Consider the following 23,769-nt stretch of genomic DNA (forward strand, 5'->3'; position numbering starts at 1 on the left):
TTTGAAAGGGGCGAAAATGGGGATGCAAACAAGCGAGGAGAGTTATCAGAACCATGATTCATTAATTGATGTATCTGACAAATTATTCACATGTTTGGTAGATAAGTTGAATGTGAATACAGCTTATGTTGCAAAAAAAGAAAAAAATTCAATGGATGTCATCAATTCTTATAATGTCGACAAACAGATTGTAACGAATGATATGTCTGTTGAGTACACAGAGTCGAATTGTAAGTACGTGTTAGAAAATCAAGCAGGTGTCCAATATTTTACAAACCTCATGACAAATCTGGAAACTGCTGACCGTACAATTACCGAACAGCTGCAAGTGAAGGCCTTTTTGGGTGTGACGTTATATGGATCATCAGGGAAACCGTTTGGCACATTGTGTGTAATGGATGAAGAAGAACGCGCATTTTCTGAGGAAGATGTGACATATATACGTACGATTGCTGATGTTTTATCCTTCATTATTGAACTTGATGAAACCCACGAAGACATAGGCTTGCTCAGTGTTCCCATTATACCAATTTCAACAGAGATTGCTGTTCTCGCACTCCAGGGTAATGTGAACCAAACTAGGGCATTGAAAATTATGGAAGATACAATGGACTATGCCGTTAACCATAAAATAAAGCACTTTATTATAGATATCTCTGAAATTAATCGAAAAGGATTTGCGTTTTCTGAATTGCTTGATCGGTTGGTTTCTGCTTTAAAATTAATGGGAGTAGACGTGATGATCTCTGGTGTACCGACAAATTTGGTGAGTGATGTTCATATGTCCCAGTATTTAGCTCAGCTCAATTTGCATTTTGTTCAAAGTATAGAAGATGCGTTAAGTTTGTTAGGATATGAATTGAGAGAGTTGCATTAATGAGAGAAGAAACAAGTTCCGAAAATCGGAACTTGTTTCTTTATGTTTTATTCACTTAGCCTCACTGGGAGAAGTTGTGTGATGTAGCAATGATAGATGTAACGTTAGCGCCTGTGAAATAAAGGGGTTAACCATCCGCAACGCAAGGTTTCCGACAATTTGTGAATTCAGAAGTGATTGAAGTAAGGTGGATCAGCTATCGTTCCAGCAAACTGTATGTATCCAACACGTTCAAATTTTCCAACCGTTAGCCGGATTTTTGAGAAAAAAGAGAATCCAGTAGATTCATAAAAAAGTTATATTGACATGTGCTCCTACTCTCCCTATGATAGAGATAATTGCGAATGATAATTGATTTCAATTGGAGAGGTTGTTCAGAAAGATGAAAACATATACTATGCTTCCGTTAGCCGCGATGGCGATTTTAGCAACTGCGGCTTGTAATACAGAATCTGGATCACAGGAAACAAATGATTCAAATGACTCAGAGACCTTTACATATGAATCAGAAAAGGGGCCGATCGAGGTTCCGACTAATCCAGAGCGAATTGTTGCTTTATCTAGTGCCCCGAATTTGCTCTCGCTCGATGTTCCGTTAGTAGGTGTGGATGAATGGACGTACGGTCATCCATTATTCACTGAAGAATTAGAAGAAGCGGAGACACAAGTGGTGTCAGACGAGAATCTTGAAAGTATTGTAGAGCTTCAACCTGACTTAATTATTGTAGGGGCGCATGCAAACAATATTGATCGCTTAGAAGAGGTTGCACCAACCATTGTCTATACGTGGGGTGAGCTCGATTATCTTACACAGCATGTGGAGTTAGGGAAATTAGTTGATAAGGAAGAGGAGGCACAAGCGTGGGTCGACGACTATTCCGATCGTGCGGCACAATTAGGTGATGACATTCGATCTGAAATTGGAGAAGAGACAACGGTATCGGTTTTTGAAGTAGAAAACGAAGATTTTTACACATTTAATGATGGGTTTGCTAGAGGAACAGAGCTTCTCTATCAAGCGATGGATTTAGAGATGCCAGAAGAAGTGGCGGAAGATGTTGCAGAAAGCGGCTACTATCAAATGTCTACAGAAGTAATTGGTGATTATGCAGGTGATTTCATTGTGTTGAGTAGACGTGCACAAGCAGATACGTCGTTTATGGAGTCTGACACGTGGAATAATATCCCTGCTGTTCAAAATGACCGAGTCATTGAAATTGATATGGAGTCTTCGACGTATAGTGATCCACGAACACTCGATCATCTCATGGAAGTATTTGAAGACGGGTTCTTAAAGTAAAGAAACGATGAAGCTGATTGGCTCCCGGTCTCGGAGTTGTTCAGCTTTTTTGTGATGTAGAGAGGTGATTCGGACATGAAAAACAAACGAACAATCGTCTTGAAAGCGTTTTTCGTTTTATCGTTTTTTCTCTTGTTTTTTCTTGCCATGTTTCTTGGCGCACGAGATATTACATGGGAAGAAACGCTTTCGATCTTAACGTTTCAAGGGAGCACAGATACGGAGCAAACGCTGCAAGAAATCCGCTATCCGCGTGTAATCGCGGCCATCTTAGTAGGGGCAGCTTTGTCTGTTTCAGGGGCTGTGATGCAAGGATTAACACGTAATCCTTTAGCAGACCCAGGTTTATTAGGGTTAACAGCAGGAGCTAATTTAGGTCTCGCCATCTGCATTGCGTTTTTTCCATCATTGTCGTACAGCTGGATGGCTGTGGCTTCATTTGTTGGTGCAGCAATTGGGATGGGGTTCGTTATTGGCATTGGTGCCGCTAACCGAGGTGGACTGTCTCCTGTAAAAATTGTGCTTGCGGGTGCTGCTGTTTCAGCCTTTTTATTTGCGCTAGCGAACGGAATTAGTTTAGCAACCCAGACGTCAAAAAACGTGACGATGTGGACAGCGGGAGGGCTTTCAGGCACCTCTTGGTCACATATTCAGCTTATGGCCCCAATCATCCTGTTGACGTGTATCGGCACACTCTTATTATCGCGCCCGCTAACAATCTTAAGTTTAAATGAAGAAGTAGCAGTGGGTCTGGGATTACGCACCATCTATATAAAAATGGCGCTCTTCCTCTTTATTATTATTTTGACAGGTGCGGCTGTAGCGTTAGTTGGCAATATGGCTTTTCTGGGATTAATGATCCCACATATTGTACGCACGCTACTCGGACCAGATTATCGTGTAATCATCCCGTGGTCAATGGTGGTTGGGGCAACGTTTATGGTTGTGGCAGATATGGTCGGGAGAACGTTATTTGCACCAATTGAAACACCGACTGTTTCCATCATCGCTGTAATTGGGCTACCGTTCTTCCTCTATGTTGTACGAAAGGGAGTGAAGTCACTATCATGACACGTTCACTGTCTCGGAAAAAATACATCGGTTTACTTTTTATGCTTGTGTTTCTCGTTTTTCTAACAAATGTTGGGTCAATGTTGGTTGGAGCTGGTTCTTTTAATCTTGATCGATTGATTCAGACCATTTTAGGGAATGGAAACACGACAGAGGATTTTCTCTTATTTTCAATTAAATTCCCACGAATGGTGGTCCTTCTGTTAGCAGGTGTCGCATTGGCACTCTCAGGTTCCATTCTACAGAGTTTAACGCGAAATGATTTAGCGGATCCTGGAATTATTGGCATTAATGCAGGTGCGGGTGTCGCCATTGCCATCTTCTTTTTGTACGTCCCGCTTGACCCTGGCACGTTTGCTTTCTCCTTGCCTCTCGTGGCGTTTGTAGGTGCTGTTTTGACGGCGTTGTGTATTTATGTCTTTTCTTATACAAAAGGGATTGGCGTGCAGGCAGAGAAACTCGTTCTTGTGGGGATAGGTTTTGCGATGGCGTTGTCTGGGTTAATGATTGTGCTGATTTCTTCTGCTGACCATCAAAAAGTTGATTTCATTGCAAATTGGTTAGCGGGAAGTGTATGGGGAACAAGCTGGGTTTTTGTATGGACGCTGCTACCGTGGGTCGTCATTCTATTTCCGTTTATTCTGTTTAAAGCAAGAGAGCTTAACCTGTTTTCAATTGGACGGTCAAGTGCGATTGCATTGGGTGTGCCGATTAAACGAGATAGCATCATCCTTCTTTTTGTGGCCGTTGCGCTGGCCGCGGCAGCTGTGTCCATTACAGGTGGGATTGCATTTATCGGCTTAATGGCACCGCACCTGGCAAAGACATTAGTGGGTCCGAAGCATCAGCGTTTCATCCCTGTTGCAGCATTAATCGGCGCATGGTTGTTATGCTTAGCAGACAGTATTGCAAGAAATGCGTTTGATGTGATTTCGATTCCGACTGGTGTCGTTGTTTCATTAATTGGTGGCCCGTTCTTTCTTTATTTACTTTTAAGAAAAAAACGTCCTGTGTAACGATTACGTCTAAATCTTTCAATCTTGCATAAAATTTTGTAATAACAGCAAATCATATTTGGGGTTAAAATGTCGTGTGGTAACATAATGAGTCTAGATGTTGAAAATTACTGTCTAGCGTTAGGGGACTTGAAACATTATGGATTCTCGTCAGAAAAAAAGAAAATCAAATCGTAAAAGAAGAGTTGTTAAAATAACCTTATTAATCTCAGTAGTGTCATTACTAGCATTAGTTGCTGGTGGTTGGTATATTGTGAATCAAGTTAGTACGACTGCCTCAAACTCGTATGAACAGTTAGAGCGTGGAGATAAATCAAATTTAAGAGTTGAGCCTGTTGATGTTGGGAAAGATAACTTTTCCATGTTGTTGCTCGGGAGTGATTTCCGAGAAGGAGACGACTACGAGCGAACAGATACGATGATTGTCGCGACGTTTAATAAGTCTGATCGATCGATTAAGTTAACAAGCATTCCTCGAGATACGTACACTGAAATGGTTGGTCATCAAGGCGGCGGCGTCTACGATAAAATTAACCATGCCCATGCATTTGGTGGAATGAGCATGGCTGTTGATTCTGTGGAAAATCTACTCGATATCCCGATTGACCATTATGCGCTTATCCGTTTTGATGGGTTTGTCGAGGTTATTGACGCGCTAGGTGGCGTAGAAGTAGATGTTACGTATGAGTTTGATTTCCAAGAAGCATCGACAAATTCCGATTATTCTTTTACAGAGGGACCGACCCAAATGGACGGTTCAAAAGCATTAGCCTATGCGAGAGAACGTAAGTCTGTTGAAGGCGGAGGAGACAAAGGAAGAGGAATTCGTCAACAACAAATTATTGAAGCGGTCATCGATGAATCCACGTCTATTTCAAACGTATCAAACTTTGATGATGTTCTTCAAGCAGTTGGTGATAATTTAAGAATGGATTTAACCATGGGGAACATTGTCTCTTTAAGTGGTTATGCTGGCTCGATCAATGACATTGAGAGCATCCAGCTACAAACAGAAGGGTTTAGACAATTAAATGCTCAAGGACAAAGCATTTGGTATGAGCGCGTTGATCCAACGAATCTTCAAGAGGTGCAGTCTACTCTAAAAGAACACCTTGAAATTGAAGATACGATTCAAGCCGATTCCTCTTCGTCTACGCCATAAAACATAAAAAAGAAGCAGATACGATCTGCTTCTTTTTCATGCATCAATCAATTCGTACATTCGTTGTTTCATATAATGGTAAGCGGCTTGATGTTCTTGCTTGGCATAAAACCGTAGTCCGTCAACCGCTTTAAACAAAAGTCCGGCGTTTAAGCGTTCTTCAAAATGAGGAATAGCTATGCCTTTGGCTGCCCATGTTTCTTGTATCATCGTGGGAAACTGTAAATCTGGGGACCAAAAGTGTAGGCCGGCCACATCAAACATGAAGTCACCTCTCATCGCAAGTTCCCAGTCTAATAGCCCTGTCACTTTGTTTTTTGTTGCCATCATATTGCCTAAATGGAAATCGCCATGAACTAAAAACGGCTGTTCAGGGGCGAAGTGAGTACGTTCGATCATCTTTTCATAACCTTTCTGAAATACGTGCTCTTCGAGGATGCCATGATGAAACAAGGTTGTCCAGTTCGCATAGAAGCCATCAGTAGATTCAGTAAAAAAACTCTCTAGAAGGTCGGTCCAAGATTGATAGACGGATTGGTCACCGAAAAGACCAAAAGTAGCTCCTGTTTTCACGTTGACCATTGATGAATAACAGTCTGCCAAGTCTCTCGCTATGATGAGCTGCTCATTTTTTGTGAACGATGATACAGGCTTTCCTCGCATTCGTTCGCTGAATGTGTAAAACACTCCTTGTTTCTCAAACGGCCCAACGATTCGTGGAATTGGTAAGTGTGAGGCATAATGATCGGATATCCACTTGTTCCTTATTAGACCCTCTTGGTCGAGACGGAGGTGAATGACGTGGGGACCTTCTTGTGTATCAAACGTATACACCATGCTTAATTCACCCATGTTGATCTCCTTCAAGTTACGAGCAGAAGGGTAATGATGAGTGACAATGGTGAATACCTCTCGATACGAAATCGTTAGTTTAAAAGATTTCATAGTCTAGGCTCCTCAATCGCATAGTGGGGCTTATTGTAACATGCACGTACAAAAAGAAAAAAGTTTGATGGATAAAATGGGAAGGGTATAAAAGTTTGAAAATTTACAATTGAACACTAGACATGTTCAAAGGTCTATGATATTGTTTTTATATCATATTGTGATATATCTATTATGGATATAGAAGGTGAAACAGTGAAAGCGACTGAACATGTAACAGACTCAATGTTTTATATTATGGCAGCGTTAACAGAGCCGAGGCATGGTTACGCGATTATGACTCTAATTGAAGAAATTTCTAAAGGTGCCGTCGTTATTGGACCTGCCTCGATGTACACGATCATTAAAAAAATGCACAACCTAGACTGGATTTATTTGTTTGATGCAACCGACGCACGTCGAAAAACGTATGCATTAACGACATCCGGTCAGGAAGTGTTAATGAAAGAAATCGATGTGAGGAAACAACTGATTGAACTTGCAGAAGCTAGCATGAATCAAAAGGGGGGAACTTGATGAAATATCTGATGTCAGGCGGTACGGCCTTTGCGGAAAAAAAGGATATGGAAAAATTAAGGAGAATGTCTTTAAAAGGCTGGCACGTCAAACGTCATGCATTTATGGGCTATTCATTGGAAAAAGGTGTACCTGAAGAGTATGTCTATAGTTTCGATTATCGTACCCTTGATCAGGGCGAGCACGATGAGTATATCGCGTATTTCTCTAATAGCGGTTGGACGCATATTTTTTCAACTGGTGACCAACACTTGTTTCGCTCTGCTTCTCAATCTGTGCCACTGCATACCGATAGCGACACGTTAGTAGAAAAATATAGCGAAAAAAAAGCATATGTCTGGACGGCCCTTAGCTTAGTTGTTATTAGTCTACTTTTCGCTGTAGCTATGTTTTTAAGTTCAGGGTTGCTGGCGACTAGTTTTGGAATCGTCTCATTTATTTCCGGTGTAGTAGCACTTATTACGTTATGGGTTGGTTTTACGGAATGGACGAACAAATGGCGAGCACAAGGAAAAGTGAAGATCGCATATGTGATGAAGAGAGTCGCGATGCTAATGGTTTATGGATTGCCTTTAGTTATTCTTTTCTACTTAGCGCCAATGGATCAGTGGGTTACTGTGTTAGTAGCGATGACCATAGGGGGAGTCTCCTTACCGATTATGATTTGGTCGAGTATGACGATTTACTATAAATGGTTTGTTGAACGTGTAGGTGAAGAATGAGCGCGCTTAACATGCTATACGGAATACTGGTTCTCATGATGGTTAGTCAACTAGTGAACGTTTATGTTCTGAACGACACGTATTCAGGCTTATTTACGTGGGTAATGCTTGGATTCTTTATAGCAGCGTCCATTGTTTATGGAAGCGCTAAGAATCGAGAAAAAGATACATAATGGATGTTGGAGGAATACGAAATGCAAAAGAAGCTTGGTTTAATCTCAGTAGCAGCAGTTAGTTTGCTTGCTGCTTGTAATGGAGCACAAGAAGACGAAGCAACAGAAACAAATGAACCAGTAGAAATTGAAGAAGGTAATGGTGGGTTTCTATGGAAAGTGGAGCATGGTGACACTGAGGTGTACTTACAAGGAACGATCCATGTTGGACGTGAAGATTTTTACCCATTAAACCCACAGACGGAAGACGCTTATGATGCTGCTGATGTTGTTCTTCCAGAAGTAGATTTGGTCAATGCTGATATAAGTGCGTTCGAGACGATGATGACGGACCGGGCATTACTTGCAGACGACACTACACTCGATGAATTAATTTCAGATGAAGCATATGAACAGTTAGAAGCGATTCTAACGGACAATGGCGTGCCGGTTGAACTGTTCCAAGGGTTTGAGCCTTGGTTCGTCGAGAATATGTTGTTCGCTTTTACTATTCAAGACAGTGATGTAGAGGAATCCGCTGGCGTGGAAGAATATTTCTTAAGTCGAGCGGTGGAAGATGAAAAAGAAATTAGAGAATTAGAGAGCATTGAAGCGCAATTTGATGTTCTGTCTGGTTTTTCAATGGAAACACAAGTTCAGATGCTAGAGAATTCATTGGCGACGTTTGATGAAGCTGATGAAGAGCTTGAAGCAATGGCGGATATGTGGGTTGACGGTGATACGGAAGGGTTAGAAAGCCTGTGGGATGAACTAGAAGATTCAGACGTAGACAATGAGTATGCGTATGAATTAAATGAAGTCCGAAACGAGGATATGGCTAGTACGATTGATGAGATTTTGCAAGAAGATAGCGGGCAAACATACTTTGTGATTGTAGGCTCCATGCACCTAGTAGCTGAACCAAGCATTGTCTCTATTCTTGAAGAAGAGGGATACACAGTCAATTTCATTTACTAATTTGTATAAAATCAAGACTGAGCACACGACAGCTCAGTCTTTTTTTGAATTAGGGTTGTTTCTCAAAAGCCAGGCGTAATCCAAAGCCGATAAAGACAGCGCCTGTTAAGCCATCCATTGCTTTTTTGACACTCGCTTTTTTCATCCAAATCCGTGCATAATTAATGACGTAAATATAAACGACAAACCACAGAAACTGGATGATGAGGTAAATGGCACCGAGGATAGAAAAGGTGACAAGGGTGTTTGCACCCGGCTGAACAAATTGCGGCATCAATGTTAAGAAAAATACTGCCACTTTAGGATTCGAAATATTTGTTAAAAACCCTTGTAACATGAGGGATTTCTTCTGACTTGGAAGTTCTTCTTCCTCATCAACGGCCCCATAGCCTCGGTTCTTCATTTCAAAAAGTGCCTTCACACCTAAATAGATTAAGTAAACGGCTCCTACATATTTGAAAATGGTGAAAATCATTGCTGATTGCATAATGATCGCGGATAACCCGATAACGGCTGCGGTTGTATGGATAGACAGGGCAAGGCATGTGCCGATTAATGTTTGAAAGCCACCATTTGTTTTATGGACAATGGTATTTCGCGTGACAATGGCTGTGTCAGGTCCGGGTACAATAATAAGTAAAAAACTTGTCAAAGCAAAGAGTAAAAAACTACTTAACATCCTCTGCCCCTCCTTCTCTGTTCTAAATCTACATCCTATTATAAAACGGTTTTTTGCTGAAAAGTAGTCTTTTTTAAGCGCAGATTAATAAATTGTATAAAGATAATTGAAGGAATTAGGGGGTGGAAAAAGGAATAGTGTAAGAACGTTCTTTTTATGGGATTTTTAAAGGATGTGAGCCTTGTGTCTAACGAAAAAGAATCTCCAGAACAAAAGCGCGAAAAACTTCGGCAGCAAGAACAAAAAAGAAATCCGGGTGGAAATCTTAGGGACGCCTATGATCGTGGTTATGGAGGCGGGTTGGCTGATCTAGTTGGAATGTTTGGCTGGAAAACGTTTTTAGTTATCGCCGTTATTCTATTCAGCATATTGATGTTTACTTAAATCAAACGCATTTTATATAAAAACACGACGAATAAGAGTAGTAAGGGGCATAACGGTTGTAAGAGAGCTGCCAGTTGCTGTGAAGGTGGTCAATCGTTCTCCTGAAGTCGCTTAGAGAGTGGCTAGACTGAACAATAAAGTAAGTCTAGACGGAAGACACCATAACTGTGTTTCGTTAAGAATATGAGACTTGTGTTGAAGCACAAGTGAAGAAGAGTGGTACCACGTTAGGACATCCTATCGTCTCTATAGAGGCGGTAGTTTTTTTATTTTAAGGAGCTGATATCATGATGGATAAAGCGAATCAGAAAGAGATTGTCACAAGTCGTTTAAAGTTGCGATTTTGTCGAGAAGAGGATGCACCTACCATAAAGCATTTATGTAATAACTTTAACCTATATAAATCAACATTGACCCTTCCGTTTCCGTACACCGTAGAGGATGCAACGTTCTGGATGAAAAGCCATCAGGAAAATTTTGAACAGGATAAGCGTTATGAGTTTGTCATTACAGATTTAGAAATAGGTACACTCTATGGAGCCATTGCGTTAACACCGAATAAACAGCACGCACATGGAGAGCTTGCTTATTGGATCGGTGAGCCCTATTGGGGTAAAGGGATTGGAACGGAAGCGGCGCAAGCAATGGTAGAATTTGCTTTTCACGAGAAGCAACTGCATAAAGTATTTGCGCGCTTTTTAAAATCAAACCCAGCTTCTGGTAGGATTATGGAGAAAATCGGAATGAAGCAAGAAGGGGTCTTACGCGAACATGTTTCGAAAGAAGATCGGTTTGAGGATCTTGTACAGTATGGCGTTTTAAATTCAAGGAAGCTTTCCTTATGAATAAAGAAATGGATGCTGAGTGAACCCATGTTCCTTCTTAATCATATCTATAGATAAGGCTATTTGTGTAGATAACGATGAAAAGGAATGAACGAGGTATGGATAATAATCATTATAAAAACACGTATTTTTGTCAGTGTAATTCAGTTGAGCATTACACGAGGACCCAAATGAATGGCGGGGCGAAATGTGACAAATGTATGCAACGTGTGACAGGTCCAACGGGTCCAGCAGGTCCTACAGGTCCACCGGGATCTGGAACTGGTCTGACTGGATTTACCGGTCCAACCGGCCCAACAGGATCGACTGGAGAAACGGGACCGCCTGGTCTAGGATCTAGAGGCTTGACTGGCCCAAGAGGTGAAACAGGATTACAAGGCCCAACGGGTCCAACAGGTCCAACAGGAGTTCAAGGTTCTACAGGAATAGGTGTAACGGGTGCTACAGGCGCGACAGGTGCACAAGGAATTCCAGGATCCCCAACCGGTTCAACCGGTCCGACGGGTCCAACGGGTCCAGGTCCAGTAGGCCCACAAGGTCCAAGTGGAGCAACTGGTGCTACAGGAGCTGGTGTGACAGGACCGAGTGGAGAGACGGGAGCAACAGGAATAGGTGTGACGGGTCCAAGTGGTGCCACAGGAGTAGGCGTAACAGGTTCAACTGGAGCAACGGGAGCAACTGGGATAGGTATAACCGGTCCAACCGGCCCAGCAGGTCCAGCAGGGACAGGAACAGCGGTTTCACTGAATTACGCATCACAGTATTTTGTTTCTGGTGCGCTTGTAACAACAGCAGGGCAAGCGCCGTTTACGTTTAACACGTTTGGTCCAGCTCGTAACATTACAATTGGTGGAGATGCGTTCACCATTCAGCAAACAGGCGTTTATGAACTTCTAGCTGTTGTCCAGGTAGAGACAAATTTACCTGTCCAATTTTACTTTGTCGCAAACAATGTTCAATTAATTGGTAGTAGTTTTGGGTCAAATGTTCCGATTGTTGATAGTATTCCATTGCTATGGCAGGGTGAGTTGACAGCTGGATCAGTGGTGCAATTCTTCTATTCCATTGCTGCTCCAGGCGCACAAATTGGTTCGCGTGCTTTTACTATTAAGCAATTAAGTTAAAAGGTTTTGAAGGCACAATCAAGTACATGTCATCTTACAAAAAGAGTAAGGTGGTATTTTTTTGTATGTATATTCTATTTATATTGAATTTTAAGTTCTAATTATATTGAACATTCATTTAATCTAAGGTAAGATATAAGGACATTATGAGCATGGAGGTATTGTATGGACATCATTCATTCTACGGTTCGTAAACGAAAGTCGTATCAAGTAGAAGTGAAGTACTCGATTTTATGGGAGTGTGCGCTTGGAATTGCTGCTATTACCAATGAGCCATTGCATGAAACACTAGAGAGACCTATCTCATATTGGGATCGAGTCAAAAGTGAACTACCTGCTTCATTGTTGCGTGAGCTAGAATATGTGCAAAAACATAATACATGGAAAGGATTGCTGCAATTACTTCATGAATTGAACGAGCCTACTTTGGATGAATTCATCAACTTCATAAAGACGCGATCGTCATTTGAATTAAAATATCATTGCTTGCCTTTTGTTGGAGAAGAATTTCAAGAATTTCGCGAACGAGCAGCAAAAGGGGATGATCAGGCGTTGGATGAGTTAAAGAAGATCGCTGCTGACAATCCGTTTTTTCCTGCGTATATGGCGTTCATTGTTCATACGGACGTAAAGGAATTAACGAATCATTTGGTGGAGGTCATGTCCCAGTGGTATGAACATGTTGTTTTAGCTGACACCAAGGAAACAGAAGCGATCTTACAGACGGATTATGAAGCAAAAATAAAGATGCAAAATCAGTTAGGCGTGGAAGCTTTTGTTCAATGGGCAACTGGTGGAATCTCGTATCAACCTGAGCCACACGTTTACTCGGTTTTATTAATACCACAAATTTGCTATCGTCCTTGGAGCATTGAAGCTGACATAGAGGGCAAAAAAGTCTTTTATTATCCCGTATCCAATGCAAGTTTACGACCAGGTGATTTGTACGCATCTCCTGATTTTTTAGTTCAAAAATACAAAGCATTGGGCGATGATGTTCGATTGAAGGTGGTGAAGATGTTGAGTGAAGGTGACCGGAGTTTGCAGGAAATTACCGAACAGTTAGCTTTAGGGAAGTCGACGGTTCACCACCACCTTAAATTGCTACGCTCAGCTAAGTTAGTTGAAGTGAAGGAGCAGAAATATTCTTTAAAAAGAGAAGCCCTCCAATTAATGAATAAAGAGTTGGAAGAATATGTAGAGCGGCAGCATTAGATGAAACCACCATCGATCCTGTCAAATCGATCGTTTGTCGCTACCTGGTCAGGCAATGTCATTTCCGAAGTGGGCGGAGCGTTTGGAACGTTCTGTAATTCAATTATCGTGTTTCAATTAACAGGCTCGACGTGGGCTTTAGGGAGCATGTGGTTGCTTTATTTTTTACCTTCGTTATTGCTTCAATTGTTCATTGGTCCATTCATTGATCGCTGGAGTCGAAAGTGGCTGATGATTATAAGCCAATGGCTAAGGGCATGCGCCTTTTTAGTTCCACTCCTTGCGCTAGTAGGCGGGAACCTTGATATTTGGCATGTGTATGCTGTTCAACTGATGGTTGGTCTCATATCTCCATTTTATGTGCCGGCTAACCAAGCAATTTTACCGACTATTGTGAAACAGAAACAGCTAAAAACAGCAAATGCTTGTATTGATGGTACGGTAAGAATTATGTTATTTCTTGCACCATTAGTAGCCGGGATCACAATTGAAATGATGGGCGTCCAATTTACGCTTCTCATGGTTTGTACATTGCTAGTATGGAGTGGGATAACGTTATTATCTATTGATGAGAAAAGACCTGAAGCTAGGGAGGTTAGAAGAGCTTGGCTGTACGAATTTAAAAAAGGAATGACGTTCTTTTTCAAACAAAAGCTAATTGTGTGGTTAGGTGTTTTTCTAGCTTTTGTGCAGTTTGGCGTTGGGGTGACCATGGTAACGACTTTACCTTACATTACAGATGAGCTTTCAGGCACCTACACCCAATACGGTATGTTTATGGCAGGATTTCCAATTGGCTATGCTCTTGGAGCGATCCTGACGCCGAAAATCAAAAGTGAAAATAGAAGGCGAATCATGTTGGGAGCGCTTTTTGTTGGAGGGATGACCTTTACAGCGTTGGCTTTTAACCATAGCATCCTTTTGGCGATTTTAACAGAAATCATTGGTGGTGTGGCCATGGCTATTTTTAGCATTCATAATCTGACAATCTGCCAGCAACGAATTCCCCAACAACTTATGGGGAATGTGTTCTCGATTCGATTACTGCTTATAAGAATTAGTATGCCATTAGGTATTCTAGTAGGTGGTGGCTTCGGTGATTTAATGGGAATTCGACCTTTATATGCGTTCATAGGGATGCTAATTAGTATGGTATCCTTTGCTGGAATGGTTTTACCTTACTTTAAATTTATTGATGATTCAGATTAAATCGTACATACGGTGTTGTTAAAGCGGTTTCTAGACCGTTTGGCAAGGATTCAATTTGTTTCTTTAGTTTTGTAGGAAGTATTTATAAGTGTTTTATGTTTATTTCTTGACTTATTCACCTTAAATGCTTAAAATTACTTATATATACTTATAGAGGTGATGGCAAATGTATCAAGAAGAGAGGCTAGTGAAAATAGTCGCTGAGTTAAAAAAACAAGGGAAGCTGTCAAACCAAGATGTATGTCAGTTGTTAGATGTATCACGAGATACAGCTAGGCGTGATATTATTCGACTTGTGGAGGAAGGAAATGCGGTTCGAACCCATGGTGGAATTGCCTCTACGTTTCTAATGAGTGAGTTAGAAAAAAACAAAGAGACGGGTTTTAACGAGCGAAAAGAAAGAGCTTCACGCGAAAAGCGAGTAATTGCCAAAAAAGCAGCCTCAATTTTAAAAGACAATGATTTATGTTTTTTTGATGTGTCCACCACAATCGCGAGCTTAAGCGATTTTGTTACAAAGAAGATCTCTGTTTATACTCACTCTCTTGATAATGCGGAAATTCTAGCGAAGAAAGAGTTTGTTGATTTTCATCTATTAGGTGGACGGTTCAATCAGGAAAATCGGTTTTTTTATGACCTTTATATGATAAAAAAACAATTAGAAGATGTGTATTTCGACTATGCGTTTATTGGCGCGGCAAGTCTAACGGAAGACGGAATTTACTTTGTTGATAAGGAAGATGCACGTATAAAAAAAGAAGCCATTAAGCGAGCAAAGCGTGTATATATCCTTGCCGATTATGAAAAGTTTAATAAGACCAGCTATTACAAGTCTGCTGACTTAGCAGATATTGATGTGGTGATTACGAACGAGTATCCACCAGAGAACCTGCGAGAATGTTTTTTAGCAAATCATATACAATTAGAATTAACAGATTCCTAGGGGTGAGCCACATGACAACAGAAAAACAAAAGATGCTACGAGGTGAACTGTATAATCCAGCAGACACTGAACTGGCTGAAGATCGCAAAAATGCGAGACAGTTGATGCATGCTTATAACCAAACGAACGATGAGTCAGAGCGTAAAGCCATTTTAAGTAACCTGATTGGGTACTCTGAAAATGAAGCCTTTTTTGAAGGAACGATTAAGGTGGATTATGGATATAACGTCCATGTCGGTAAAAACTTCTTCGCGAATTTTGATGCGGTATTTTTGGACGTATGTGCGATTACGTTTGGAGACAATTGTATGCTAGGACCTGGAGTCCATGTTTATACAGCGACCCATCCTCTTGATCCTGTGGAACGAGCGAGTGGGTTAGAGTTAGGGAAGCCTGTTCAAATTGGCGATGATGTCTGGATTGGTGGACGAGCCGTCATTAATCCAGGCGTCACCATTGGAAATCGTGTAGTGATTGCTTCTGGTGCGGTTGTGACAAAGGATGTACCGGATAACGCGGTTGTAGGCGGAAATCCTGCTAAAATTATTAAAATGATTGATGTGAAGACAAATTAATGTCCAATTTAAAAACCCCATTAAGAGTGTATCTCGCTCAAAATGGGGTTTTGGTTATGTTTTACACAGACTTTCTTTTCTCTGGATCTTCATATGTCTCCCAAAACGTGGCATTCTTAATACCTAGTTTCTTCGGATCGAAGACAGGATCAAGCCCCTGTGCTTTTTGTTCTTCATAATCTTTTAAGCATCGGAGGGCTGGTTTTGCGAGTAGTACAATGGCGATGACGTTGATCCACACCATCAACCCAAGACCTATATCCCCGAGTAACCACGCGTTCTCTGCTGTTCGAACTGTTCCAAAGTACGTAGCGCCAAGTAAAATTAATTTTATTAACAGCATAGGGATGGCAGCTTTTCTTCCTCGCATTAAGTAAGCGACATTCGTTTCGGCGATGTAGTAGTAAGCCATAATGGTTGTAAAGGCAAAGAATAAAAGGGCAATGGCGACAAAGCCTGTTCCGAATGAAGGGAAAATACTGTTAATCGCTGCTTGGGTGTATTCTGGTCCAACTTCTGTATTCGGAAGAGCGTTCACAATATTTGGATCCCCTTCGCTTACACCCTGTGTATTGTACATCCCTGTAAACAGAATCATAAAAGCTGTCGCGGAACAAACAAGTAACGTATCAATATAGACAGAACCTGCTTGCACAAGTCCTTGTTTCGTCGGGTGCGATACTTCTGCCGCACCTGCCGCATGCGCACCAGATCCTTGACCTGCTTCGTTCGAGTAAACCCCGCGCATAACGCCCCAAGCGATCGCACTTCCGAGTAATCCTCCAAAAATGGAGTCCATACCAAAGGCACTGCTAACAATTAGCTGAATGGTTGCTGGAACTTCCGTAATGTTCATGCCAATAATAATAGCCGCCATAATCATATAAATAATGGCCATAAACGGAACGATAAAAGCGGCGGTATTCGCGATCCATTTAATACCACCTAAGATAATCAAGCCAAGCACAGCGATGAGGAAAACACCTGTTACCCAATTCGGAATACTGAAAGCATTTGTCATCGCTGCTGCAATTGCGTTAGACTGAACGCCTGGCATGAGGAGCGCCATCGCAATTAAAGCGGCAACCGCAAACGCAATACCGAACCACTTTTGTCCAAGTCCTTTTTCAATATAGTAAGCTGGCCCACCTCGATATTGGCCATTTTGCTTTGTTTTATAAACTTGAGCGAGAGTGGATTCCATAAAAGCGCTTGATGCACCTAAAAAGGCAATCGCCCACATCCAAAAGACCGCACCTGGTCCCCCGTAGAAAATAGCGGAAGCGACACCAGCTATGTTCCCAGTTCCCACCCTTCCAGCTAAAGCGATGGATAACGCTTGGAAAGAAGAAACGCCGGCATCAGATGATTTTCCTTTAAACATAAGCACAAACATGTCTTTAATATGCCTTACCTGTAAGAATCGAGTTAAAATTGAAAATATTAATCCGATGCCAAGCAATGTGTAAACAACGGGAGAGCTCCATAAGATGTTGTTTACCGTTGCAATAAATGCTTCCATGATGAACCTCCTACTAAATATGTAATATGTAAGTGAATAAGTTAATCTTTATCATATACGTATAGCATAAAAGAAAAAAGAGGATATTGGTATGTAATTTGTAAAATAATCTGACAAGTAATTTAGGTAAATAGTCGGAACTTTTAGTTAAAAAGGAAAAGACGAGCAAAATTCTGTGCTCGTCCTAAAGGTTAAATCTCTTTCATTTGTTCGATTAGATCAGAGATACTGCGTACTTTTAAATCACCGAAAGACATAGGGCCTTCCTCTAGATCAATATAGATTGCCTTCATACCGAGTGTTTGCGCAGGAATAATTTCATTTAAATAATTATCACCGATTGATAATGTACGTTTAGTTGAGACGTTGTACGTTGCCATAATTTCTTTGAACCGTTCTACTGTGTGCTGAGGTTTACGTGCAGACGTCACAACGTCGTGGAAAACATGTTCAAGATCCAAGAGGTGAAGCAGGCGTTCCACATCATCTTCCGTGCTATTTGTTAATAAAACGATTGATTTTTTTTCCTTCAACGCAAGCAAGCCTTCACGCAAACCTTCAATGATTGTAAGCGAAAAATTTTCTGTTGCCATATACTCTTTTGTTGCATCGTATGCAGGTTGTGGGTTTTCGATCCCGTAGTGGCGTGCAGCGACATTAGGAAGCCACCAGCCATCGCCAATCGCAATGAGTGTGTCAAAATCATATGTAACTGGTGTTTGGTACATGTCTTTCCATTCAGATTGAGGCACTTCTTCTCCGTTCCATCTATGTACTTTTTCAACATGTCCATTAAATGGTTCAACTTCAACAATGACATCTCGACTAACGTCATATGCTTTTCCTATGGCTACCGTATGTTGACCTTTTTTCATTTTTTCGTAGTCAGCAAAAAACTGCTCTTGTTTTGACGTTTCGAGCTCTTTCGCTAGCGTGTTCGCATAGTAGTCAAAGTGGTCCGTATCTTCGTAGAGTGTGCCATCTAAATCAAAGATTACTAAATCCACATTGTTAAAAAGATTAACTGTCATTATACATCCTCCTGAAATCATGTGAAATCGTCTTCGTTCTTCTATTTTACCTTATAAGTCAATTATGCAGATGGGAAATCATGCAATGTTAATAGATTGAAAAAAATGAATATATGGTAAAATGAGTTGTCTTACTAATTGAGGGAGGTCATGTATGAACCAAATTTTGTTAATTATTGATACTCAAAAGGATTTAGTTGAAGGGAGTCATGTTGAGCAAGGTGTTTTTCAAAAGGATCTCTTACTAAGCAAGATTAACCTTCTCATTCAAAAAGCAAGGAAGCTTGCGGTTCCTGTAATCTTTATCCGTGATAAAGACGTGTCGGAAGGAGAGGGTGACGGGTTTGATGTTCATCCTGAGATCGACAGAGTAAGTGGCGATGTTTGTTTTGATAAAGAAGCGACCAATGCTTTTTATCGAACCGGATTATTGGACTATTTAAAGCAACATCAGGTGGAGCATCTTGTTATAGCTGGCTGTAAAACGGAGCACTGCATTGACACCGCGGTTCGTACTGCTACAGTTAATGGGTTTGATGTGTGATGCTCATTCAACGTCTAATAGTGACGTGCTGTCTGCAAACCAAATCATTGCCCATCATAACGTTGTCCTGCATGGTCATTATAATGTTGACCATTTTTCAGTCGTGCGAAAAGTTGAGGAAGACCTCTTTACACCGTCCCATGATACATATAGATAGGAGGGAGAACCATGCTTCTAATAGAGCCACTTTACCCTGAGGTGCCGATGTTCAATTGGGAGCGAGCGCTTTTTCAAACAAGAAAAGTGAAGCGCTTAAAACAGTTAGCCCACTACGGAGCAGGGTCTTTCGTTTCGCCTGTAACCCATTCAAGATTTGAACACACACTAGGCGTATGGAAGCTAACAGCGATGTTTTTTCGTGAGCGTAAAGATTTACGAGCTGCTGCAATCTTACATGATATTGGCCATCTTCCGTTTTCCCATGCCGTTGAGCGAACGCTTGGCTATAACCATCATCATTTAACGGAAATGTCGATACGAACGGAAGAGGACATTTCGTTAATCCTCTTAGAGAACGGCATTTCAGTAGAAAAGGTCATTCAATGTTTAAATGAAGAGAACGGGTTGCTAGGGACAGCTGATGGAATGGGACTCGATCATTTGGATAGTTTTTTACGTGATACGTATATGATGGGAGAAATAGAGCAGTTGCCTAAAGAGTTGCTTCCACATATTCGTTGTACAAGCCATGGAATTGAAGCGGATGCCAACACTTGTGCTATAATTATGGATTGTGTGGTAAACGATCACGCCCTTTTTTTGTCACCACTGTTGCTTGCAGTTGATAGGGTGTTAGCTGAAGCTGTGCGATTGCTTTTGCAAGATAGCCCTTCTCCGATTGAGTCAATGACGGATGATGAACTTCTTGCGGAATTAAAAGCCTCTAACCAAAAAGGAGTAAAGGAACTCATGGAAGTGCTCTTATATCGAACCGATCGTCTAAGTGTGAGGGAGAGCACAGAAGAAAAAGGTTTAGAGGTCAATGTTCATAAACTTTATCACAAAGCGCCTCTTTATAATGGGAAACCTTATAGTGAAACAGAAGCCGGGATGACACAGATGAATCGCTTAAATGGACTAAAAAAGACCTATAACGTGACGATTGTGTAAGCGGCATTGTTCTTAATGATGAAAAAGGTTAAACTCTTCTTGTGAGAGTTTAACCTTTTTATCTTATTACGATGTTTTGACGGTTCTGCGTGTTAAAGTCTCGTTTTGTAAATGTTTAATTGTGTCGCTGTCTGAAACGCTATTGTATTGGAACGCTTGCTTATATCGTTCATGGCCTTTACCGGTAATTAAAACCCAGTCGCCATTTTTAGCTGAATTCCATGCTTTTTCAATGGCGAGGGGACGATTCGTTAGGACGTCGCCGTTTTTTAATGTGAACGATAACAAGGTTCGTCGCATGTCCTCTTCGGAGACGTTGTTTAAATCGTCAAAGGTTAACACAATATGGTTGGCCCATTTTTCAGACGTTGCAATCATGGTTTCACGTTTTCCTGAATCACGATTCCCACGAAACCCAAAAATATGCGTAATGGAGCTGGCGCCCATCTGTTTAATGGCTTGCAAACAATAAGAAAAAGCGTCTTCTGTGTGAGCGTAATCGACAACAAATGTTGCTCCAGTAGGGTGAGAGAACAGTTCAAATCTGCCCGGTGCCCCTTTAAACGAAGCGAATGCTTGAACGATCTTATCTTGTGACAAGCCATATAAACGTGCAGTCATATACGCCATCGCTGCATTATACATATTATGTTCGCCGATTAGTGGAACTGTAAGCGTACATTCACGGCTTTGTTCCGACAGAATGGCTTTCATAGGAGAATCAAAATGGATCGTCTTTAATGTAACATCTCCTGTGTCACCTAATACGTGTACAGGGAGGTGTTCTAATTTTAAAGAAGTGGCTAGTGTTTCGCCCCATTTATTATAGCCATTGATAATTGCTTTTCCATTTCGGTGCAATAGAGCAAACAGCGCTTTTTTCGCTGAAAAATAGTCATCCATCGTTTGATGATAATCAAGGTGATCTTGACTAAGGTTTGTAAAAAGAGCGAAATCAAACGTGATGCCGGCAACGCGGTTTTGCGTCAATGCATGTGAGGAGACTTCCATAATAACAATGTCGTCATTGCTTAGTGCCAGCTGTCGATGCAGCTCAATAGGTCCTAATGTGGTATTTGTCGTTGAAGTTAGTTCCTCGCCATTAATGATGTTTACAACTGTGCCGAATAACGCACACGATAACCCAGCTGATTCAAAGAGATGTTTTAACATAAATGAGGTCGTTGTTTTCCCGTTCGTCCCGGTAATACCAACTATAATTGGCTTTTTTTGCGACTTATCGTAAAAACGGCTAGCAAGTTTGGCAAGAACGAGTCTGCTTTGATCAACGTTTATATACGGTACTGGCAAGTTTAGGTATTCTTTTTCACCGATAACGGCGACTGCTCCTCTTCGAATGGCATCATGAATGTAATCATGACCATCGGATGCATATCCTTTAATGGCGAAAAATACGTATCCTCGTTTCACTTCTGATGATCGATCCGTAATCCCCGTAATCATAAGTGCTGTATCAATGTTAGAAGGAAGCGGGATAATGGAATCAAAAAGTGTTTGAATCGATTGCATCGCTTTACCCCCTTTCCAAAAGAGAATCTTGTTATAGTTAGAATCCGCTTATTTTCAAATCCCAACCGATGCAATTTTTAACAATCTTAGAAGGAATGATTTTCATGTTAAAAGAATGAGTGGTAAGCTTAATGGAACGTTTAGGGAGTGGTGAAAAATGGACAGCATTATCTTTGATTTAGATGGTACGTTATGGGACTCACGGGAACAGGTCGTACATGCTTGGAATAAAGTGATTGCTCAAAGTGAGCATCCAATAAAGACGGTAGAAAAAGAAGATTTGACACGGACGATGGGACTTGTGATTCCTGAAATAGCAGATGTGCTTTTTCCAGCGCTTTCATTAGATGAGAAAAAACATCTAATGGATGAGTGTGGGGTAGAAGAGCTCGCGATTTTAAAAGAAGAAGGTGCGGTGCTTTATGATGATGTTGAAGAGGTGCTAAAGGCATTGTCTATGCGCTATAAGCTTTTTATCGTAAGCAATTGTCGTGATGGTTATATCGAAGCCTTTTTTCAATCTCATGGATTAGATGCTTATTTTAGTGATTATGAAAATCCGGGCAGAACGGGATTGCCAAAAGGCGAGAATATTAAACTTATTATGCAAAGAAACCAGTTGAAAAGCCCTTTATATGTAGGAGATACGAAAGGAGATGAGAAGGCTGCTGCTATCGCGGGGATTCCATTTGCTTTTGCAGCATACGGCTTTGGTGAAGCGGAAGAAGAGCCTGATTATGTCCTTCAATCCTTTCGAGATTTACGCCAGTTTGCATAAAAAAAGAAGGTTGGCATCATGCCAACCTTCTTTTTAGTTATTGTCCTTATAAGCCAAGTACATGACATGCGTGGAAAGGAAGTCGTTTAAACCGTGCTTTCCATCGGTACCGCCAATTCCAGATTGACGCATTCCTGCGTGATAACCTTGAATGGCTTCGCCTGTTTCACGGTTAACGAATGTTTCACCATAATGAAGGTCGCGAGCCGCTTGCATCATTTCATTATAATCGTTCGTATAAAGGGCAGATGCCAACCCATAAACGGAATCATTCGCATACTCAATGGCTTCAGCAAACGTTTTGTATGTGGTGATAGGTAAGACTGGACCAAACACCTCAGTTGTCATAATTTCATCTTCATGCTTCACATTTGTAATAACAGTAGGTGCATAGAAGTACCCTTTATCCATGTTCATGCGCTCTCCGCCTACTTCAATACGAGCGCCGTTATCTTTCGCATTGTTTACAAGGGATTCTACTTTTTCTAAGTGATGCGCACTAGATAAAGGCCCCATTTCAACATTGTTATCATTTAAAGAATAGCCTACTTTTGTGTCTTCCATGGCTGCCACCATTTTTTTTGTAAAAGCTTCTGCCACGTCTTCTTGAACATAAACTCTTTCTGCAGAAATACAGGCTTGTCCAGCATTTTCAATTCGAGAGGCTTTAATATTCTTTACAGCCAAATCAAGATCGGCATGTTTTGAAACGATAATAGGGGCTTTTCCACCAAGTTCAAGATTTACCTTCGTAATATTTTGCGCTGCTGCTTCCATTACTTTTGTGCCAGCTGGTACGCTTCCTGTCATACTAATGAGCGCAACTTTTGGGTGGCTGCTAAGGCGATTCCCGACCGTGTCACCTTTTCCTGTAACTAAATTATAAACCCCTTTTGGTAAGCCGACCTTATCGAGGATTTTTGAAAACGCGATGGCTGTATTTGGTGTTTCCTCAGATGGTTTAATGACAACGGAACATCCTGTAATTAAAGATGTAGCCACTTTACGCGCAAAGATGAAAACAGGATAGTTCCAAGGGATAATTCCTGCTACCACACCAATTGGCTTTTTCTGAATGAGGATTTGTTCATTTGGGTCATCGCTCGGGACGATGTCGCCTCCAATTTTACGATTCCACTCTGACATATAATGAAAGAAACTGACAGCTGTGTCTACTTCACCACGAGCTTCTTCTAAAGGTTTTCCTTGTTCTTCACTCAGCATTTTAGCGAATGTTTCTTTGTCTGCGGCTATCTCATCACCGATCTTGCGTACGATTTGTCCACGTTCAACTTGAGGCACTTTCTCCCATTCTTTTTGACCGCGCCAAGCAGATTCAATTGCATGGTTTGTTTCTTCTTCTGTTGCATCGACAACTTTAGAAATTACCTCTTCTGTAGCGGGGTTAATCACGTCAATCATGTCATTCGATTGTGATTCAACAAATTCGCCATTTATATATAAATGTTGGGGTTTCATTTATGTCACTCCTCGTAATCATGTGTTGCTCCTTGTATTCCCAATCAAAATTGGATTAAACA

24 protein-coding genes, 1 pseudogene and 1 other annotated feature are annotated in these 23,769 nt (G+C 41.2%); of the genes and pseudogenes, 19 read left to right on the forward strand and 6 right to left on the reverse strand.

From position 1 onward, the window contains the following. Positions 1-16: 16 nt before the first annotated feature. The 5 genes from ABC361_RS01130 (at position 17) to ABC361_RS01150 (ending at position 5,426) form a co-directional block, all read left to right on the forward strand. Positions 17-877, forward strand: a complete 861-nt coding sequence (locus ABC361_RS01130; protein WP_413072280.1) for a GAF domain-containing protein — start codon at positions 17-19, stop codon at positions 875-877. A gap of 382 nt (positions 878-1,259) precedes the next feature. Next, positions 1,260-2,177, forward strand: coding sequence for an iron-hydroxamate ABC transporter substrate-binding protein (locus tag ABC361_RS01135; protein WP_413072281.1), 918 nt, complete (start codon positions 1,260-1,262; stop codon positions 2,175-2,177). Between the two features lie 75 nt (positions 2,178-2,252). Then, positions 2,253-3,248, forward strand: a complete 996-nt coding sequence (locus tag ABC361_RS01140; protein ID WP_413072282.1) for a FecCD family ABC transporter permease — start codon at positions 2,253-2,255, stop codon at positions 3,246-3,248. Next, positions 3,242-4,264: a FecCD family ABC transporter permease gene (locus ABC361_RS01145; protein ID WP_413075695.1), complete on the forward strand. Its 1,023-nt coding sequence runs from the start codon at positions 3,242-3,244 to the stop codon at positions 4,262-4,264. The genes ABC361_RS01140 and ABC361_RS01145 overlap by 7 nt, the downstream gene beginning before the upstream one ends. 139 nt (positions 4,265-4,403) lie before the next feature. After that, on the forward strand, positions 4,404-5,426 hold the full coding sequence (locus tag ABC361_RS01150; protein ID WP_413072283.1) for an LCP family protein: 1,023 nt from the start codon (positions 4,404-4,406) through the stop codon (positions 5,424-5,426). A gap of 36 nt (positions 5,427-5,462) precedes the next feature. Here the strand turns inward: ABC361_RS01150 and ABC361_RS01155 are convergent, their stop codons facing one another. After that, positions 5,463-6,371: a phosphotransferase gene (locus ABC361_RS01155; RefSeq protein ID WP_413072284.1), complete on the reverse strand. Its 909-nt coding sequence runs from the start codon at positions 6,369-6,371 to the stop codon at positions 5,463-5,465. A 195-nt stretch (positions 6,372-6,566) separates the two neighbouring features. Between ABC361_RS01155 and ABC361_RS01160 the strand changes: the two genes are divergently transcribed. From ABC361_RS01160 to ABC361_RS01175, 4 genes are read left to right on the forward strand one after another with little or no spacing between them, the layout of a single operon-like run. Beyond that, positions 6,567-6,887 carry a PadR family transcriptional regulator gene (locus tag ABC361_RS01160; RefSeq protein WP_413072285.1) on the forward strand — a complete coding sequence of 107 codons (321 nt, stop codon included), beginning with the start codon at positions 6,567-6,569 and terminating at the stop codon, positions 6,885-6,887. Next, positions 6,887-7,609, forward strand: coding sequence for a DUF2812 domain-containing protein (locus ABC361_RS01165; protein ID WP_413072286.1), 723 nt, complete (start codon positions 6,887-6,889; stop codon positions 7,607-7,609). Before ABC361_RS01160 ends, ABC361_RS01165 begins: the two co-directional genes overlap by 1 nt. Further along, positions 7,606-7,782 (forward strand): hypothetical protein, encoded by a 177-nt coding sequence (locus tag ABC361_RS01170; RefSeq protein ID WP_413072287.1) that lies wholly within the window; start codon positions 7,606-7,608, stop codon positions 7,780-7,782. The genes ABC361_RS01165 and ABC361_RS01170 overlap by 4 nt, the downstream gene beginning before the upstream one ends. A gap of 21 nt (positions 7,783-7,803) precedes the next feature. Then, a complete protein-coding gene (locus ABC361_RS01175) occupies positions 7,804-8,739 on the forward strand; it encodes a TraB/GumN family protein (RefSeq protein WP_413072288.1) in 936 nt (311 codons plus the stop codon). Between the two features lie 49 nt (positions 8,740-8,788). On the opposite strand, the gene ABC361_RS01180 is transcribed toward ABC361_RS01175, so the two are convergent. After that, complete coding sequence (locus ABC361_RS01180) at positions 8,789-9,418, reverse strand: LysE family translocator (protein WP_413072289.1); 630 nt, start codon at positions 9,416-9,418, stop codon at positions 8,789-8,791. A gap of 183 nt (positions 9,419-9,601) precedes the next feature. Here ABC361_RS01180 and ABC361_RS01185 point away from each other — a divergent pair, with 183 nt between their 5' ends. The 7 genes from ABC361_RS01185 (at position 9,602) to ABC361_RS01215 (ending at position 15,713) form a co-directional block, all read left to right on the forward strand. Next, a complete protein-coding gene (locus tag ABC361_RS01185; protein WP_413072290.1) occupies positions 9,602-9,802 on the forward strand; it encodes a DUF6366 family protein in 201 nt (66 codons plus the stop codon). An 18-nt stretch (positions 9,803-9,820) separates the two neighbouring features. Further along, positions 9,821-10,053, forward strand: a binding site (T-box leader). A 36-nt stretch (positions 10,054-10,089) separates the two neighbouring features. Beyond that, complete coding sequence (locus tag ABC361_RS01190) at positions 10,090-10,647, forward strand: GNAT family N-acetyltransferase (protein ID WP_413072291.1); 558 nt, start codon at positions 10,090-10,092, stop codon at positions 10,645-10,647. Between the two features lie 200 nt (positions 10,648-10,847). After that, complete coding sequence (locus ABC361_RS01195) at positions 10,848-11,771, forward strand: collagen-like domain-containing protein (RefSeq protein ID WP_413072292.1); 924 nt, start codon at positions 10,848-10,850, stop codon at positions 11,769-11,771. Between the two features lie 165 nt (positions 11,772-11,936). Further along, positions 11,937-12,986, forward strand: coding sequence for an ArsR/SmtB family transcription factor (locus ABC361_RS01200; RefSeq protein WP_413072293.1), 1,050 nt, complete (start codon positions 11,937-11,939; stop codon positions 12,984-12,986). Beyond that, entirely contained in the window at positions 12,987-14,195 is a 1,209-nt protein-coding gene (locus ABC361_RS01205) for an MFS transporter (RefSeq protein WP_413072294.1), read from the forward strand. A 166-nt stretch (positions 14,196-14,361) separates the two neighbouring features. Then, positions 14,362-15,138: a DeoR/GlpR family DNA-binding transcription regulator gene (locus tag ABC361_RS01210; protein ID WP_413072295.1), complete on the forward strand. Its 777-nt coding sequence runs from the start codon at positions 14,362-14,364 to the stop codon at positions 15,136-15,138. 11 nt (positions 15,139-15,149) lie between these two features. After that, positions 15,150-15,713, forward strand: a complete 564-nt coding sequence (locus tag ABC361_RS01215; RefSeq protein WP_413072296.1) for a maltose acetyltransferase domain-containing protein — start codon at positions 15,150-15,152, stop codon at positions 15,711-15,713. 61 nt (positions 15,714-15,774) lie between these two features. Here the strand turns inward: ABC361_RS01215 and ABC361_RS01220 are convergent, their stop codons facing one another. Then, positions 15,775-17,235, reverse strand: a complete 1,461-nt coding sequence (locus tag ABC361_RS01220) for an alanine/glycine:cation symporter family protein (protein WP_413072297.1) — start codon at positions 17,233-17,235, stop codon at positions 15,775-15,777. A gap of 191 nt (positions 17,236-17,426) precedes the next feature. After that, positions 17,427-18,266, reverse strand: a complete 840-nt coding sequence (locus tag ABC361_RS01225; protein ID WP_413072298.1) for an HAD family hydrolase — start codon at positions 18,264-18,266, stop codon at positions 17,427-17,429. A 154-nt stretch (positions 18,267-18,420) separates the two neighbouring features. Between ABC361_RS01225 and ABC361_RS01230 the strand changes: the two are divergent. Both ABC361_RS01230 and ABC361_RS01235 read left to right on the forward strand, forming a co-directional pair. Further along, positions 18,421-18,967 (forward strand): annotated as a pseudogene (locus ABC361_RS01230) (isochorismatase family protein). Positions 18,968-18,978: 11 nt separating this feature from the next. Continuing rightward, a complete protein-coding gene (locus tag ABC361_RS01235; protein ID WP_413072299.1) occupies positions 18,979-19,920 on the forward strand; it encodes an HD domain-containing protein in 942 nt (313 codons plus the stop codon). A 66-nt stretch (positions 19,921-19,986) separates the two neighbouring features. Here ABC361_RS01235 and ABC361_RS01240 read toward each other — a convergent pair whose 3' ends face one another. Next, the gene (locus tag ABC361_RS01240) at positions 19,987-21,450 is read right to left on the reverse strand and encodes a UDP-N-acetylmuramoyl-L-alanyl-D-glutamate--2,6-diaminopimelate ligase (RefSeq protein ID WP_413072300.1); all 1,464 of its coding nucleotides are present in this window, start codon (positions 21,448-21,450) and stop codon (positions 19,987-19,989) included. Positions 21,451-21,607: 157 nt separating this feature from the next. Between ABC361_RS01240 and ABC361_RS01245 the strand changes: the two genes are divergently transcribed. Beyond that, the gene (locus tag ABC361_RS01245) at positions 21,608-22,228 is read left to right on the forward strand and encodes an HAD family hydrolase (protein WP_413072301.1); all 621 of its coding nucleotides are present in this window, start codon (positions 21,608-21,610) and stop codon (positions 22,226-22,228) included. 33 nt (positions 22,229-22,261) lie between these two features. On the opposite strand, the gene aldA is transcribed toward ABC361_RS01245, so the two are convergent. After that, a complete protein-coding gene (gene aldA, locus ABC361_RS01250) occupies positions 22,262-23,707 on the reverse strand; it encodes an aldehyde dehydrogenase (RefSeq protein WP_413072302.1) in 1,446 nt (481 codons plus the stop codon). Positions 23,708-23,769 lie beyond the last annotated feature (62 nt).

The sequence above is a fragment of the Shouchella phoenicis genome, assembly GCF_047238345.1.
In the GTDB taxonomy this organism is placed as follows: domain Bacteria; phylum Bacillota; class Bacilli; order Bacillales; family Bacillaceae_D; genus Shouchella.

What these genes read in the sequence shown, in the direction of transcription:
- ABC361_RS01210 (WP_413072295.1), top strand. Translation starts at nt 14,362, where the DNA reads ATGTATCAAGAAGAGAGGCTAGTGAAAATAGTCGCTGAGTTAAAAAAA.
- ABC361_RS01225 (WP_413072298.1), bottom strand. Translation starts at nt 18,266, where the DNA reads ATGACAGTTAATCTTTTTAACAATGTGGATTTAGTAATCTTTGATTTA.
- ABC361_RS01135 (WP_413072281.1), top strand. Translation starts at nt 1,260, where the DNA reads ATGAAAACATATACTATGCTTCCGTTAGCCGCGATGGCGATTTTAGCA.
- ABC361_RS01155 (WP_413072284.1), bottom strand. Translation starts at nt 6,371, where the DNA reads ATGAAATCTTTTAAACTAACGATTTCGTATCGAGAGGTATTCACCATT.
- ABC361_RS01130 (WP_413072280.1), top strand. Translation starts at nt 17, where the DNA reads ATGGGGATGCAAACAAGCGAGGAGAGTTATCAGAACCATGATTCATTA.
- ABC361_RS01245 (WP_413072301.1), top strand. Translation starts at nt 21,608, where the DNA reads ATGGACAGCATTATCTTTGATTTAGATGGTACGTTATGGGACTCACGG.
- aldA (WP_413072302.1), bottom strand. Translation starts at nt 23,707, where the DNA reads ATGAAACCCCAACATTTATATATAAATGGCGAATTTGTTGAATCACAA.
- ABC361_RS01235 (WP_413072299.1), top strand. Translation starts at nt 18,979, where the DNA reads ATGCTTCTAATAGAGCCACTTTACCCTGAGGTGCCGATGTTCAATTGG.
- ABC361_RS01190 (WP_413072291.1), top strand. Translation starts at nt 10,090, where the DNA reads ATGATGGATAAAGCGAATCAGAAAGAGATTGTCACAAGTCGTTTAAAG.
- ABC361_RS01215 (WP_413072296.1), top strand. Translation starts at nt 15,150, where the DNA reads ATGACAACAGAAAAACAAAAGATGCTACGAGGTGAACTGTATAATCCA.
- ABC361_RS01205 (WP_413072294.1), top strand. Translation starts at nt 12,987, where the DNA reads ATGAAACCACCATCGATCCTGTCAAATCGATCGTTTGTCGCTACCTGG.
- ABC361_RS01180 (WP_413072289.1), bottom strand. Translation starts at nt 9,418, where the DNA reads ATGTTAAGTAGTTTTTTACTCTTTGCTTTGACAAGTTTTTTACTTATT.
- ABC361_RS01165 (WP_413072286.1), top strand. Translation starts at nt 6,887, where the DNA reads ATGAAATATCTGATGTCAGGCGGTACGGCCTTTGCGGAAAAAAAGGAT.
- ABC361_RS01220 (WP_413072297.1), bottom strand. Translation starts at nt 17,235, where the DNA reads ATGGAAGCATTTATTGCAACGGTAAACAACATCTTATGGAGCTCTCCC.
- ABC361_RS01170 (WP_413072287.1), top strand. Translation starts at nt 7,606, where the DNA reads ATGAGCGCGCTTAACATGCTATACGGAATACTGGTTCTCATGATGGTT.
- ABC361_RS01150 (WP_413072283.1), top strand. Translation starts at nt 4,404, where the DNA reads ATGGATTCTCGTCAGAAAAAAAGAAAATCAAATCGTAAAAGAAGAGTT.
- ABC361_RS01140 (WP_413072282.1), top strand. Translation starts at nt 2,253, where the DNA reads ATGAAAAACAAACGAACAATCGTCTTGAAAGCGTTTTTCGTTTTATCG.
- ABC361_RS01240 (WP_413072300.1), bottom strand. Translation starts at nt 21,450, where the DNA reads ATGCAATCGATTCAAACACTTTTTGATTCCATTATCCCGCTTCCTTCT.
- ABC361_RS01195 (WP_413072292.1), top strand. Translation starts at nt 10,848, where the DNA reads ATGCAACGTGTGACAGGTCCAACGGGTCCAGCAGGTCCTACAGGTCCA.
- ABC361_RS01175 (WP_413072288.1), top strand. Translation starts at nt 7,804, where the DNA reads ATGCAAAAGAAGCTTGGTTTAATCTCAGTAGCAGCAGTTAGTTTGCTT.
- ABC361_RS01200 (WP_413072293.1), top strand. Translation starts at nt 11,937, where the DNA reads ATGGACATCATTCATTCTACGGTTCGTAAACGAAAGTCGTATCAAGTA.